Origin of the sequence: Halomonas terrestris, assembly GCF_049166755.1 — a bacterium.
Lineage (GTDB): Bacteria > Pseudomonadota > Gammaproteobacteria > Pseudomonadales > Halomonadaceae > Halomonas.
This window is the reverse complement of record NZ_JBMHFZ010000009.1, coordinates 68,095-82,317: the sequence shown is the minus strand read 5'-3', so window position 1 is coordinate 82,317 and position 14,223 is coordinate 68,095. Positions and strand designations below refer to the sequence as shown.

General features: G+C 59.3%; 13 protein-coding genes. 9 read left to right on the top strand and 4 right to left on the bottom strand.

Going from position 1 to position 14,223, the window contains the following annotated elements:
* Positions 1 to 10 precede the first annotated feature (10 nt).
* Positions 11 to 331, top strand: coding sequence for a hypothetical protein (locus ACOMD9_RS10795; protein WP_421414628.1), 321 nt, complete (start codon positions 11 to 13; stop codon positions 329 to 331).
* 180 nt (positions 332 to 511) lie between these two features.
* Positions 512 to 775: a hypothetical protein gene (locus ACOMD9_RS10790; RefSeq protein WP_421414626.1), complete on the top strand. Its 264-nt coding sequence runs from the start codon at positions 512 to 514 to the stop codon at positions 773 to 775.
* Between the two features lie 181 nt (positions 776 to 956).
* Here ACOMD9_RS10790 and ACOMD9_RS10785 read toward each other — a convergent pair whose 3' ends face one another.
* Positions 957 to 1,334 carry a histone-like nucleoid-structuring protein, MvaT/MvaU family gene (locus ACOMD9_RS10785; RefSeq protein ID WP_421414625.1) on the bottom strand — a complete coding sequence of 126 codons (378 nt, stop codon included), beginning with the start codon at positions 1,332 to 1,334 and terminating at the stop codon, positions 957 to 959.
* A 203-nt stretch (positions 1,335 to 1,537) separates the two neighbouring features.
* Between ACOMD9_RS10785 and ACOMD9_RS10780 the strand changes: the two genes are divergently transcribed.
* From ACOMD9_RS10780 to ACOMD9_RS10765, 4 genes are all read left to right on the top strand, one after another.
* Positions 1,538 to 2,266 (top strand): hypothetical protein, encoded by a 729-nt coding sequence (locus ACOMD9_RS10780; RefSeq protein WP_421414623.1) that lies wholly within the window; start codon positions 1,538 to 1,540, stop codon positions 2,264 to 2,266.
* A gap of 538 nt (positions 2,267 to 2,804) precedes the next feature.
* Positions 2,805 to 3,989, top strand: coding sequence for a tyrosine-type recombinase/integrase (locus ACOMD9_RS10775; protein WP_421414622.1), 1,185 nt, complete (start codon positions 2,805 to 2,807; stop codon positions 3,987 to 3,989).
* Positions 3,973 to 4,278: a hypothetical protein gene (locus tag ACOMD9_RS10770; protein WP_421414620.1), complete on the top strand. Its 306-nt coding sequence runs from the start codon at positions 3,973 to 3,975 to the stop codon at positions 4,276 to 4,278. Before ACOMD9_RS10775 ends, ACOMD9_RS10770 begins: the two co-directional genes overlap by 17 nt.
* Before the next feature lie 154 nt (positions 4,279 to 4,432).
* Entirely contained in the window at positions 4,433 to 5,305 is an 873-nt protein-coding gene (locus tag ACOMD9_RS10765; protein ID WP_421414619.1) for a DNA replication terminus site-binding protein, read from the top strand.
* Positions 5,306 to 5,599: 294 nt separating this feature from the next.
* Here the strand turns inward: ACOMD9_RS10765 and ACOMD9_RS10760 are convergent, their stop codons facing one another.
* Together ACOMD9_RS10760 and ACOMD9_RS10755 are read right to left on the bottom strand one after the other, a co-directional pair.
* Positions 5,600 to 6,622 carry a hypothetical protein gene (locus ACOMD9_RS10760; RefSeq protein WP_421414616.1) on the bottom strand — a complete coding sequence of 341 codons (1,023 nt, stop codon included), beginning with the start codon at positions 6,620 to 6,622 and terminating at the stop codon, positions 5,600 to 5,602.
* Positions 6,623 to 6,789: 167 nt separating this feature from the next.
* Complete coding sequence (locus ACOMD9_RS10755; protein WP_421414614.1) at positions 6,790 to 7,557, bottom strand: hypothetical protein; 768 nt, start codon at positions 7,555 to 7,557, stop codon at positions 6,790 to 6,792.
* Positions 7,558 to 8,069: 512 nt separating this feature from the next.
* Between ACOMD9_RS10755 and ACOMD9_RS10750 the strand changes: the two genes are divergently transcribed.
* On the top strand, positions 8,070 to 8,774 hold the full coding sequence (locus ACOMD9_RS10750; protein WP_421414612.1) for a hypothetical protein: 705 nt from the start codon (positions 8,070 to 8,072) through the stop codon (positions 8,772 to 8,774).
* A 49-nt stretch (positions 8,775 to 8,823) separates the two neighbouring features.
* Here the strand turns inward: ACOMD9_RS10750 and ACOMD9_RS10745 are convergent, their stop codons facing one another.
* The gene (locus ACOMD9_RS10745; RefSeq protein WP_421414611.1) at positions 8,824 to 9,414 is read right to left on the bottom strand and encodes a hypothetical protein; all 591 of its coding nucleotides are present in this window, start codon (positions 9,412 to 9,414) and stop codon (positions 8,824 to 8,826) included.
* A 101-nt stretch (positions 9,415 to 9,515) separates the two neighbouring features.
* Here ACOMD9_RS10745 and ACOMD9_RS10740 point away from each other — a divergent pair, with 101 nt between their 5' ends.
* The gene (locus ACOMD9_RS10740) at positions 9,516 to 10,616 is read left to right on the top strand and encodes a DNA-binding protein (RefSeq protein ID WP_421414609.1); all 1,101 of its coding nucleotides are present in this window, start codon (positions 9,516 to 9,518) and stop codon (positions 10,614 to 10,616) included.
* Positions 10,617 to 10,715: 99 nt separating this feature from the next.
* The gene (locus ACOMD9_RS10735) at positions 10,716 to 14,219 is read left to right on the top strand and encodes a class I SAM-dependent DNA methyltransferase (RefSeq protein ID WP_421414607.1); all 3,504 of its coding nucleotides are present in this window, start codon (positions 10,716 to 10,718) and stop codon (positions 14,217 to 14,219) included.
* Positions 14,220 to 14,223: the final 4 nt, after the last annotated feature.

The window sequence follows — 14,223 nt, the reverse complement described above, 5'->3', positions numbered from 1 at the left end:
GAGGTCCACTATGGAGATTGATATGAATACCCACGCTTTTCCCCGAGGATTCGGGTCCTATCGCGAGGTACATACTCAACCAGGTGCATGCCTCGATGATCCCTTCTGCCCGCCAACAGGCTGGGATGGAGGGCGTCAGGAGTACGTAGCGCTCATGCAGGAGCGCTGGAACGATATGGATTGGGGGCAATGCCTACGTTTAAACGTGGCCATCGCCATGAACAATGCTGTGACTGCAGATGGGCCGTTCGCCGATGTGGCGGCCGACCTGCTCAGCCAACTTCTTACCCAGCGGGGTGGGATAGCTGATATCAAGGTCATCAAGCACTGAAAATTATCCGCACGATTGCGGTTAATCCACCAGCAGCGATGGAATTCCCCATGGTGCTGAGTTATCTGGGTATTACGTTGAGTACCCATACAGCTGCGATAGGTTCGCAGTTCAACCCTCGGAGGGGCCTGACCCCTCACGGGGGAAGGCTTCTCCTTAATTATGAAAAAGGAGACGCCTATGTTGCTCAAAATGAAACGAAAGTTACTTCGCTGGTTAAAAGCTCGCCCTCCAAAAGTCGGCGCAGGCACTATCAAGGTAGTTGCAGGAGACCTTCGCAAGATGGGTCTTGGTGCAATGTCCGCAGGGCTTGTCGCAGTCTTCAACCCGACCGGAAGCTTCACCATAGCTGGTGCAGCCTTCTTGTTCGGGGTGGGGTTCGCCATTTGGGCTGTAGCCGTTGTGCTGCATGCCCTGGCAGAAAGAGTTAAACCCAAGGAGTAATACCATGAGCTCCGCATTCTATCTTACGGTAGGAACATGCGCTTTACTGATTCTAACGGTGGGAGGCTACTTCATTATTCAGGCGTTACGTCTGTTGGTGAGAGGTGACTGCCATGACGAAGAACAGTGACTCAGTGGTTGTTACAAAACGCCAGGGGATACCCCCTGGCGTTTTTTATTTCTAGTCCTCGACTCGGACAAGCCAAGACTCCACAGTTTCGTCGCCGAACTCATCCTTCCAAGCCTTTAATGTTTTCTGATTACCTCCACGGGTTTCAACCACCTCGCCAGTGTTCGGGTTCTTGTATACCTTCAACTTCCTCTTGCGACGCTGAGTCTGATTGCTAGACCCGCTCTTTCTCGAAGCGGCACCGCTGGGATCAAGAAGAGCAAAAACATCAGCTGCGGACTTGTCGAATTCCTTCATCAGGCTGACAAGCCTGTCCTTGAACTCAAGCTCCTTCTGAAGACGTTGGTCGGACTCCAACTTTGCCATTTCTTCCTTGAGGTGCTGAATCTGCTGCTCCATCGCAGTATACTTGGTGATCAGTGAGCTCATGGTGTCATACCTGTCTGAATGAATTGAAAGCCGGCGCAACTGTTATACAACAGATGCTCGTATTAGGGAACAGCGTGGGATGCCAGGCACGCTTACAGCCGGCACTTGCATCCTCAGGCATCCCGGTATACTGGAACCGTACCATCAATCACGGGTGGCTGGAGGAAACTCGACCCCACCTGAAATAACAGAGGAATATCAACATGATGCAGATAGAAACCCGAGCCATCGACCATTCCGGACAAACCGTCACCGTTGCCTGGTGGACCGGTTACTCACGACATGGTGTCTTGAATGTGACACTCCCTGACATCTCTCAAGATCTCGAGATCGCCGCAGAGCTGGTAGCCCTAAGGCACTTGCTGTTTGAGGAGCAGGTCTTCGACAGGGTGCCTTCGTCTAGCAAAGGATATGCCTTGAAGGTGTCGAAAGGGGCCATAAAAAAACTTGTTCAGGGGAAGTCCTCCAAGAAGCACTTACTTCCCTATGCAGCTTTCCTGAGACAAAAAATGGAAGGCGTTATCATTGACGTTAGCCGAAACTCTGAATGGGTAGAAATGGCCTGTGAAGGTAGCCGTCGAGACATAACTGTCAGTATCGATGATTTAGATATCCATGAGTATCTCGACACTCCCGCGCTGGGGCGGATTTACATTACACGGCACGCAGTGAAACGCTATGAAGAGCGCCACCCAGGTGAGGAGATGAGCAATCCCTGGCGCAGTCTTACAACCAGGCTTATGAACCCGAACCTGGGAGGAGTCGAGATCCCCAGGAAGGCTCTTCTGCATAAAGCCATGCGCCATGGTAGAGCTGATAATGTCGAGGCATGGGGGCATCCTGACAGCCGGTTTGTATATCTGGTTGTCGCTGATCATGGCCGCAAGACACTCGTTACCGTATTCCGAAAAGCCCCTAGTAAGGGCAAGTAGTAATCAGATATATACCGTTAGCTCAACTCCACAGGAGCTGGAGGCTACCGAAATAACCCGGGCATAACTGGCACATCCTGGTCAGCACAAAGCATGGGTTCCGATCGATGGCGAGGAGCGGTCATGACCGACGCCGCCTGGCATAAGCCTCCGTAGACGCGGTCAACGGCCACCAAAAACGCGCTTCTACGCGAAATCCGGGGCACTACACCCCTGGCGGCGGCTCAGATTTGGCGTAGCGCCGTCAGAATATTGGCGGAAAAACGCCTAAGCCACTGATCAGGAATACGAAAACCGGACAGGAGCCGCCAAGATACCATGACAGTCGAATCCGGCCGCACGAAGGACCTGGCAGGATGAAAGTCCCGCCAGCCACGAAGTGAGGCGCCAGACGCGTCCAGGCGGGTAGGTGACAGGCATGGAGGGTTTCGTCTACCCTGTATTCAATATTGATATAATACCTCTTATAGATAGTTTGAAAGGCAGTAAGGCAGGGCGGTTGGCAGCCACTGCCTTGGCAACCACAAGGGCTCGCTCCATGGATGACACTGATCACCCGCTCGTTCCGACACCGAACCGACCGCCGGCTCATGCTGGTCAGCCTGCCCACCAGGTGGATCATCAGGTCGTCGACTATTCTGAAGTGCCGATCCGGATCTCGCCGGTCCCGCTGCCGCGGGCTACGAACCCGGCTTTTCGACACCTTCGCTCCCAGGCCGCGCACACCTCACGGGTCAGCAAGCGCTCCCAGCTCAATCGCATCGCCGAGATGCTCGGTGCGCCGATTCCTCCGAAGCTCGAGGTCGCCGGCGACTCACGAAAGCTCCACCCCCAGCAGCTCTTCCCGATGGACTATGTCCACTGGGAAGATCTCACCCAGGACGTGGTCAGCGAAATCATCTTCAACCTGGAGCGCAAACCTACCCGCGATGGCGAGCAAGCTCGTGACCTATCGCCTGCCACCAGGAACACCTACCGCGCACTGCTACGCGGCGTTGCCCAAGAGGCATGGGGTCTCAAGAAGATGTCCTATGAGGATGTGGAGCGCATCCGGGCTCTCAAGGCTCAGAAGTTCAAGCGCCTGCCAGGTGGACGAGCACACCCGGAGGACGTCATCAAGGCCCTCCTCGAGGAATGCGATTCCGAGGATACCGCTCTACACTGTCGAGACGGCCTGATGATTGCCATGCTGGTCACCACCGGCATGCGCCGGGCTGAACTCGTCGGTATCCAGCTCGAGGACATCGATGAGCGGACACACGAAGTGAAGATCACCGGCAAGGGGAGCAAGGAGCGGGTGATCGAGATTCCCGAGGGGGTCTGGGAGCGGCTGATTGACTATCTCGACCGCTACCGCGGCTACGAGCCAGGCGCCCTCCTCACTCCTATCTGGAACAACCGCAACACCCCGAAAGTGACAAAAAAGGGGCTCAGCGAAGCCACCATTAATCAGCGCCTAGAGGTTGTCAGGCTGCGAGCCAACAGCATCAATGGTACCACCATTGCGCCACACGATATGCGACGGACTTTCGCCACCGACCTGTACAATCTGGGGATGACAATCCGGGAAATTCAGACCCTATTAGGCCACGCTTCTGCCACTACAACTGAAACCTACCTGTTCGATGACAGCAAGGAGTACCGCCAGAAAGCGGCCAAGTTGAACGCGAATAGGTTCGGAATGACGCAACGCAGTGAGGGGAATCATGAAGATGGAAGCTAGCTTTGATGTCCTGCTTGAGACGGACATGTTCATCATCATCGCCGACCGTGATGACGGGGGTCGATCGGTCACCAATGACGCCATTAACGTGGTAGATAGAGTTAGCCACCTGGTTGGCGGTATTGGGAAGCGCCACCTCTACTACCGCGATTCCACCGGTCATTACGATGAAATGATTGTCCTGGATGAATCCTTCAAATGCTTCTCTCCCTGCACCGAAAATCAACAAAAGGCTCTGAGCAACTGGGTCTCGTTTCACCCTCAAAACCTGGTTGCCGGCTGCCTCTGATCCCGGGTCAAAGCGAACCCTGCCAATACGCTCGATGTCACGACGATACACCGAGCGTCGCTGCCAGTATTTCCATAACAATTCAAGCAAAATGTGGTGTCATTGTCGCCCCTACAGCTATACTGTTTAGAAATCCAGTCTTCTGGTGACGGCAATGAACAGACAGTACAAGCTGCTCCATGACATTGAGGAGGCGTTCGACCAGGTGGTTGATGCCTCCGGACTCCTGGTGGAACAGCTTCGCCACTACCCCACCCAAGCATGGGCCCTGGATACCCCCAGGCCTGATGCCGACTGGCTGGGCGCTGCCCTCATGGACTTCTGGTACACCGATGGTCAAGACGGCCGCACTACCCGTCCCTACGTTGGACTGGTGGCTGCACTCCCCCCTGTCATGGACGCGGTTGCGATCGCGAATTCGGCAAAACGTCACTTTGCCGAGACCCTTGCCGCGATCAAGGAGGAGGACCAGCGACTGGTGGCCGAGCTGAAGGCCTCCCTCCCCTTCCGCCACTCCTATCTCCACGCCCACATGAAGGGATCTGGACTGGCGCGTCTGCACCTGAAGCAGTGCTGGCGACACATTCCTGTCGCGGAGCAGGCGCTGCAGCGTGTGCGGTTCGCCTGGTACACCAGCGGCCGGTCGATCCGGCGAGTAACCGTGCGCGAAGCTGAGCAGATGCTCGTTGCCCTCGGCGACGAGCAGCCCCACATCCAGATTCAACTCCGTTCCCTCGCCGGCCTGCCCTCCAGCGAGCCGCTGGCCCAAGTCCAGCAGCAAGCCCCGCTGATGCGGGCCAACCTTTTCTACGAGGAACCTCTCCCGGATGGGCGCATGCGCCGGGCGATGAACCTGGCGCTCCCGCTGTTCATTCCGAGTGAAAGTGGGCTGCTTCCACATCACAATCAACCGCCGCCCTTCCCGCCTGAGTCCCGTACTCGCAAGGTTCGCAGTGATGAGCGCCTCGATCAGGTGCCATTCCTGCCATCGCTCAGAATCTTCCGCTACAAGACCATAGCAGCCTGAACGCCACCACTAGCCACGCCATGCCGTCAGACTGCCTCATAACTGCCCGCTATTCGCACCTTAGGTGACGTGGTTCTCATGGTTTCATGGATGTCCCCAGGCAGTAGCGGTCAACCCGGAGACTCACGATGCTCTTAGGCACAGCGGCCCTCGCCGTGTTCACATTCGCAATGCTCTGTTTGAGCGCAGCGCTCATCGTGCTGCTCCGACGAGAAAGTGCGAGCCTGGTGCTCCAGGAGGATGAGCGCGGTTGCGCTGTAGATGGTCCAGATACGGAGAGGTGCGACTAGCGGGTTATCTTGCCGCGCCTTCGATCGCGGCGTTTTCTGCTGCCCTTTTGGATTTCTCCCGTGCTCGTTCGGTCAGCGCGGCATCCACCGCGACCTTCCTCATTGCAAGCCCCTCCGGCAAGCCACGGCACATCCACCTCAGCGCCTTGCGCACATCGACCTCAGGGAGCGAAGAAATGGCCAGTGGCACTGATGCGAGGTTCAGCGAGCCCAAGAGATCGTCCACCGAGGCGCGTGAATACTGATCCCGTCCCGATCTCAGCTTCGCAAAGTCCTGAAAGCGAGCTTTCCCCTGGAGGCTCCGCTTAATCAGCTCTCGCACTTCCGGTGAGCGTTCATTCGCTCTGCGTACCGAAGGTAACGGTATCAAGTTGCTCGACTGCAATGCCTGTTGCCACCCCGCGTAGTGAGAGCCCGCCTCGAGCTGGCCTTTGCTCCAATCATCCAGCATTCGGCAGAATGCAGCGGAGGCCCCTTCAGCTGCCCGTGGCTGGGTCATCTGGACCGCGACGCGGATTTCACCGCACGACACCCTGAAGCCAGCGCTGCCGGCAACCATCTCAAGCTCAGGCGGGAGATGATCCGCGGTCACGTAGGCTCGCGATGCCGCGCCGCCTGAACACGCCGCTTTTGTACGAAATCCCTGAGCATTCAAAGTCCATATCGCCTCAGCGATGGGCTTGGCCACGACAACTTGGTCACCCTCCCCCGGCACAGTGATCACCACCGATTCGTGATGCTGAAGGGCGTTCCCGATTCTGTAGAACCCATCGGCCGCTGATCGGAAGTCCCTGTCGTCCTGATATTGCGCCCAGAAACGCCGAAGCCAGCCCGAATCGAAATCCCGTAGGGGTAAGACGAAAGTGCCGATCGGTGCCAACGGTGTTCCTTCCTCGTCGCAGTAGTAGAGATGCACGTCGACCTCGCCTTCGCCATCAGCAAGGTTCTCTGCGTACACCGCATAATCGAGGCAGGCTCGTATACCCTCGACTATGCCCTCAAACTTACATGCTGCTAGAAGCGACAAAGCTGTCTCCCAGGAGCTGGCACTGTATGTTAACGGTATAATAGCAACTGGTCGGTTGCGGTCACGCCTTGTGTTGACCACTCGCCAGCCGGTGTCCCGGGCTAACGCCATCCGAGCGGCCAGGTGTTCCGCATGCGGAACACCCTTGTGATTGGCTCCAGCTCATATCAACCAAGGTAAGAGATGACTTGGGTGGTGTTAGTCGCGAAGCCATGGAGCCTTGCTAGGCGCCGGACAGTGGCTGTCGCGGTCTTGCCGGGTGTCTCATTGAGGGCCTGGTGGAAGCTCTCCGACAATGCGTCCGCGTTATCATCGATAGCGCGGCGAAGCCGCGTTCCCTTGACCGGGTAGCCAAGACCCTGTTCACGAATGAACTGGTCAAGCTCGCGGCCAATGGCGCTTGAACGTGCCCCCTGTTCCTCTGAATCGACGGACCTGAGGTCACTCACGCCCTCACCCTCGGCTGCATCATGTCGGCCGCGAGCCTTGTAAGCTGTTACGCTGGCCGGCTTCCCTTCGTGCAGTGGCAAGTACCCAAGGGTTCTGACACGGAAGCTCTGAAGGCATGAGAGCAACGCCTGGAGGGTCTGGTCCTGGGTGATGACCAGCCATGGGACGTGGCGCAACTCCGGTCTCTGCGCCAGCAGAGCGCCAGCATGGAAAACCAGTGCCGTATCGGTCGCCGACTCCTCCTCCGGCGCCACTAGGCACTGGAGCGTTGCCTGGGGATGCTGGTAATGCCCCCATCGATGCATGGAGGTCAGTTGCCCGCACACCACCACATGGTCATTTCTCAGACCCAGCAGATCGAGCACTCTGGGGCTGCGGTAACAGTCGGCGTTCACAATAAGCACGCGCCCCGGCAGATCCCCCTCAATAGGGCAAACCTCGTTGGCGGCGGCAGATCCGATGCATCGCGATTGAAGGTTGGACATGGGCTCTCCTCCGTAGATGGCCGTAGATTACCCTTCTCCGATCAACTGACCACTGCTCCGGAGCGCCCTTGGAGGGCTGTTTCGCCTTTCTGATTGCCGTGCCCACCCTGGTTGACGCTCACTTCCTCGCCGATCTATGCTTCTTTGCGAGCGTCCCCCCCGGGGGCGAGGCCCACGCGGGGGGATGAACCCAAAGCGGCTTCTCACGATTCAACCAATCGACAAAAATCTTTCCCTGTTGCCGGCTCAGCTCCGGGCAACGATAAGTCATCCCCGTGCCCTGGAGCGTCAACGCCGTCCATACAGAGGAACATGCAATGTCCGTCGATTTCCTGAAGACCGCAGCCAAGGCCCTCCGCCCTCGCCTCTCCGGCCTCGGTGCCCCGTGCCACTCCCACTGTCGACAGCTTGTCGCCGCTGGGCTTGGCCGCAAGACAGCCGAATCCACCTATCCCCGTCGACGAGCTCTTTGGCCTCACGAGAGCACCGCTTGGCGTGACGACCACAACTCCATGCTATTTGCTGAGGCCATCATTCTTGATCGCGAAACGCTGCTAAAGCGGTGTTTAGATCTTGGCCTTCCCCACCTGCTCGGGAACATCCTTCAGGTGACTCGTGACGCAGTATCCCAGGCTGCCCTGGAGCTCAACCCTTCTTCGCCGCCTGCCGTGTACTTCCAGCTCAAGGACTTCATAGCAGCTCGAACGCAAGGCGCCCTCTGGCACGTCCCAGGGCCTCTGCTGGTCGGCACCTGGCAGGGGCCGGGGTTCTTCCTGCACTACCCTTACGCCTCCCTCGATGCCGACACCGCCCCTGACATGCCAGCAGGCTATGCGCCAGGGGATGACGGCCAATTCCATGATTGGCATTTCCCAGCTCTCATGAGAATCGGAGATGACTATTGGCCCCACCTTACTCCAGAGGCACAGCAGCGCTTCCCGAACCAGCGCTACTCCACTGAGGTCGTTGTCACCGTGGCAGGGGCGCGAGGAGTGAGTTTCGGCGACTGCATTGAGCCCCAAGGGGCATCGCCGCAGTGGGAAGACGATTGGGATGACGAGGAGCATGAGGAAGACGAAGGTCCGGACGATATGACCCCAGCGCCCGGTGCCACGTGCGAGAACCACCCTGACCGACCGGCGGTTATCGATGTCGAGTATGGGGCTCTGTGCGATGACTGTGCCGAGCACTACCTCTCGGGCTACATCCGCGACTGATCCACCCCACCTTACTCCGGGCTCATGGTGAGCCCGGTTTCGGCGCCTCCTAGTGGTGTTCGAGTGGTAGATCACACTGGATCTGACCTCGCCAGACTCCCTCCACCAGGCCTTCTCGAGCCAACCCTCGGCGATACGCCTGTGGCGTCGCTGTCACCTCAGCACAGCGCTTTGCGCCCCACTCGAGATCCAGCGCTGTCGGGCATATCCTCACAGTGACCCCATCGAAACCGGCATAGCCGATGTGAGTAAAGCGGCCATCCCGTGACGTCACAGCCATTTCATCCCGCCATCCGGCTACGAGATCCACCCAGGCCGGACTGGCATCGCGCCATTGGCCGCCAGCCCTGATTTCGCCCGCCAACAAGCACTGCACCCGACTGCCGGGACTGGCTGTTGACCTTGCCATCGACTGGAACGCTTCATAGCGCCTCCGCTCTTCGGCACGAGCTCGCACCTCAGCAGCCCGACGCTGCGCCCGCGCCTCATCAATCGCCGCCTGTTGCTTGCGGGCATCCAGCTTCTCTGCAGCCGGCAGAGCAAGCCACTCGGCCTCATCCATTCCGAGTGGATACTTGCTCGCACAGCCCGCAAGCATGATGGCCATTACGGTAGCGGCCAGGAGCATGTTGTAGCGCATATCACCTCCAAAACTAGCTTCTACGCCGTCGGGCGAGGTTGTAATCTACAATATACCGTACTACAGTATACGCAACTACGATACATTGAGGATTTCAGGCCATGGCTCGCAAACTGGTCAACCGAGAAGACGTTTACTCCATCGCAGATGCACTTTCTGCCGAAGGGGTCACGCCAAGCTCAACTAGCATCTATAAGCGGCTCGGCCAAGGGTCCCTTTCGACCATTACCCGCTACCTCCGCACCTGGGAGCTCGAGCGGGCAACAGACGAGCGTCTTGACGCAGCAACGAACAGCGTTCCCTCCAGCATCTTCAGCGCTTCATCGCGACTCGCTACCAAGCTGTGGCAGACAGCACGCGAAGAAGCAGACAACACACTCTCCGAGCAGAGACGCTCCCTCGAGGAACGAGAGGCAGGCTGGCGCCAGGAGATCGAGTCCGCACAAGCCCTCGCTGATCAAGCCCTCGAGGCTCGAGCCAAGGCAGAGGAAGAGGCCTTTGAGGACCGCCAGAAACTGGAGAGCATGCAACAGGCATTCAGCGAGCTCATGGAGAGTTACGACAGCCTTGCTGCTGAGCGAGTCCGGCTGAGGCACAAGACCGAGACGCAAGGTGAGAAGCTCGCCACGCTTCAGCGGGACCTCGCAGAAAGCGAAAGACAGAGCCAAGAGCGGCTCTGGCAGAATAATCAGCAGGTGAAGGAGCTCGAGGCGCTGACCTCCCGGGCTGAGCAGCTCGATCGTCAACTACGTGACGCTCAGAACCATCTGGCAAAGGTAAGCCAGCACCGTGATGACCTGCAGCAGCACGCTGACGATCTCAGCCAACGACTGGTCGCGTGTCAGGACCACAGCAACCAGCTGGAACACGAGGCCAAAGAGACCAAGCTGACCCTTGCCGAGTCTCAGCATGCCGCCCGGGCTGCTGAGCAAGCTTCAGCATCCAACGCGGCTGCACTGCAGGAATCACAGCGGTCGGTTGCTCGCCTGGAGGCCACTCTGTCACACCGTGACGAAGCCTTGCAGGAGGCTCGAGCAGAGAAAGAAGAACTCACCACCCGTCTTCGGGACACCGAGCAAGCTGCCTCCGAGCTCAATGGCCGCTTGCTGGCGCAACAGGACCAGGTGCGCCAGCTCTATCGCGAGTTGGGGAAGTGCCAGCGCCAGCTGGGCCTACAGGATGGTGATGAGGGAGTCGACTGAGGCTACCCCATTGGGGTCACCCTCTGATTGAGCCGCCCTGCCCGCTCCAAGTGTTAGGATGCATGAACAACGAAAATCGTACTGCTCAGGGAGCCCAGCATGGATGCCGCCGTGAAACCGTTCGCTGAGCCTGCTGCCGTTACCGAGTTTGTTGCCCGCTGGAAGGGCAACACTGGAAGCGAGCGGGCCAACTTCCAGTCGTTCATGCGGGAGCTGTGCGAGCTGCTAGAGCTGCCGCTGCCCGATCCGGGCAAGGCCGAGAACGACCACAACGCTTACGTCTTCGAGCGCTTCATCGCCCCGCAGCGGGCCGACTCCACCACCGAGAAGCGTTACATCGACCTCTACCGCCGCGACTGCTTCGTGCTCGAGGGCAAGCAGACCGGCAAGACGCTGGCCACCCAGAGCCACCAGAACGCCATCAATGCGGCGGTGAGCCAGGCCGAGCGCTACGTGCGTGGCCTGCCCCTGGAGGAGGTCGAGTACGGCCGGCCACCTTTCGTGGTGGTGGTCGACGTGGGCAACGCCATCTACCTATTTGCGGAGTTCTCGCGCACCGGCGGCAACTATGTCGCCTACCCGGACCCCCGGCACCATGAGATCCGTCTGGACGACCTGCACCGACCCGAGGTGCAGGGCCGCCTGCGCCGGCTGTGGCTCGACCCGCACAGCCTGGACCCCAGCAAGCACGCGGCACGGGTCACCAAGCAGGTGAGTGCCACCCTGGCGCAGCTGGCCAAGTCCCTGGAACAGGGTGGCTTCGAGGTGGAGCGAGTGGCCAACTTCCTCAAGCGCTGCCTGTTCACCATGTTTGCCGAGGACGTGGAGCTGCTGCCCAAGGGCTCTTTCCATGACCTGCTGGTCGACATCAAGGACCGCAACCCCGAAGCCTTCCCCCACGCAGTAAAGGATCTTTGGGAGCGGATGAATGCCGGCGGCTACGACAGTCGTCTGATGCGCCAGGTCAAGCGCTTCAACGGAGGCCTGTTCAAGGGCATTGACCCTATCCCGCTGACCGTCGAGCAGATCCAGCTACTCATCGATGCCGCCAAGGCTGACTGGCGATTCGTGGAGCCGGCGATCTTCGGCACGTTGCTGGAACGCGCCTTGGACCCACGGGAGCGCCACAAGCTTGGTGCCCACTACACACCACGGGCTTACGTTGAGCGCCTGGTCATGCCGACCCTGATCGAGCCGCTTCGTGAGGAGTGGGGCGATGTGCGCGGCGCTGCCGAGACCTTGCTGCGCCAGGGCAGGTCCGACAAGGCCCTGCAGGAGGTCGAGGGCTTCCACTACCGGTTGTGCCAGACCCGGGTGCTCGACCCAGCCTGCGGCAGTGCCAACTTCCTCTACGTCGCCCTGGAGCACATGAAGCGCCTGGAGGGCGAGGTGCTGGCTTTCATCGCCGAGCAGAGCCAGGGCCAGGGAATGCTCGAGACCGAGGGCCTGACCGTCGACCCCCACCAGTTCCTGGGCATGGAGATCAACCCGCGGGCCGCGGCCATCGCCGAACTGGTGCTGTGGATCGGCTACCTGCAGTGGCACTACCGGCTGAACGACCGCCTCGACCTGCCCGAGCCGATCCTGCGCGACTTCAAGAACATCGAGTGTCGGGATGCACTGATCGACTACGACAGCCGTGAGCCGGAGCTGGACGAGAACGGCGACCCAGTGACCATCTGGGACGGCATCGCCATGAAGGCGAGCCCCACCACCGGCGAACTGATCCCCGACGAGACCAGTCGCACCACCGTCTACCGCTACCACAATCCGCGGCGGGCCGAATGGCCGGAGGCGGACTACATCGTCGGCAACCCGCCGTTCATCGGTGCCTCGACCATGCGCCGTTCCCTCGGGGATGGCTACGTCGATGCCGTGCGGCAGGTGTTCAAGGGCGTGGTACCGGACTCTGCAGACTTCGTGATGTACTGGTGGCACACCGCCGCCGAGAAAGTGCGTCACGGCCAGGCCCAGCGCTTTGGCTTCATCACCACCAACAGCCTGCGACAGACCTTTAACCGCCGTGTCCTGGAGCCCCACCTGGGGGATACCAAGAAGCCGCTCTCGCTGGCCTTCGCGGTGCCTGACCACCCTTGGGTAGACGTCAACGACGGGGCGGCCGTGCGTATTGCCATGACCGTGGGTGTTGCTGGCGATCAGCCGGGGCTGCTGCGTCAGGTGACCAAAGAGGTTTCCAGCGAGGACCGTGAAGCCCGCGAGGTCCAGCTGAGCCAGCGTGGCGGTAAAGTGTTTGCCGATCTGTCGATTGGTGCCGATGTGACAGGCGCCACCAAGCTCCAGGCCAACTCCCAACTCTCACATGAAGGGGTTAAGCTCCATGGCAAAGGGTTCATCGTCTCGAACAAAGATGCTGCCAATCTTGGCCTAGGATTCACCCAAGGCCTAGAGGACCATATCCGACCTTTCCGTAATGGTCGCGACCTCACAGGCAAGCCACGCGGCGATTTCGTCATCGACCTTTTCGGCCTTGAGGCGGAGGCAGTGCGAGAGCGGTTTCCCGAGCTTTATCAGTGGGTGAGCGAACGCGTAAAGCCAGAGCGTGACGCAAAAGCCCATACGAAAGATGGTGCTGGCTACGCCAAGCGGTGGTGGCAGTTCGGAAAGCCCAGGCAAGAACTGAGAAAAGTGCTTGTAGGTCTGCCCCGTTACATCGCTACCGTGAAGACAGCGAAGCACCGGCTCTTTCAGTTCCTGGATGCCGATATCCTGCCGGAAAGCAAGCTGATCGCCATTGCCCATGACGGAGCATCCTGCCATGGCGTCCTGTCCTCCCGCGTGCATGTGTCATGGGCAACGGCTGCCGGCAGTGCTTTAGGGGTTGGAAATGACCCCACCTATGTGAAGACGAAAAGCTTTGAAGCATTCCCCTTCCCAGCTCTCACCCTGGATCAGGCCACCAAGATCGGCACGCTTGCCGAGCGCATTGACGCCCACCGCAAGCGCCAGCAGGAGGCTCATCCCTCGCTGACACTGACGGGCATGTACAACGTGCTGGAGAAGCTTCGTGCCGGCGTGGAGTTGACCGACAAGGAGAAGGCCATCAATCAGCAGGGCCTGGTCAGCACTCTCCTCGAGGACCATGACCAGCTGGATCATGCCGTCTTTGAGGCCTATGGCTGGCAAGACCTCGCCGACCAGCTGGTTGGCCGCCCTGGAGCGACAACACCGCTGCCTGACAAGCCCGACGACCAGGCAGAGGCTGAGGAAGAGCTGCTGATGCGGTTGGTGTCGCTCAACAAGCAGCGCGCAGCCGAAGAAGCGCAGGGCAATGTCCGCTGGCTGCGTCCGAAGTACCAGGCCCCTGATGCTACTCAGATCGATGCTGCGTTGACCACTGAGCCCGTGGTGGCACCGAAGGCTATCGCGCCGGCCAAGGGCAAGCCCATCTTCCCCAAATCGCATCCCGATCAGCTCAAGGTACTCCGCGAGGCTTTGGCCGAGCGACCTCACACTACCGAGAGCTTGGCCGAGCTGTTCAAGCACAAGCCGCGAAAGTCTGTCGAAGAGGGGCTGCTATCGCTCGTCGCCGTTGGACGTGCGGAACACGAGCGTGAGACCAATATCTGGTACGCGATGGGCTAGGAGT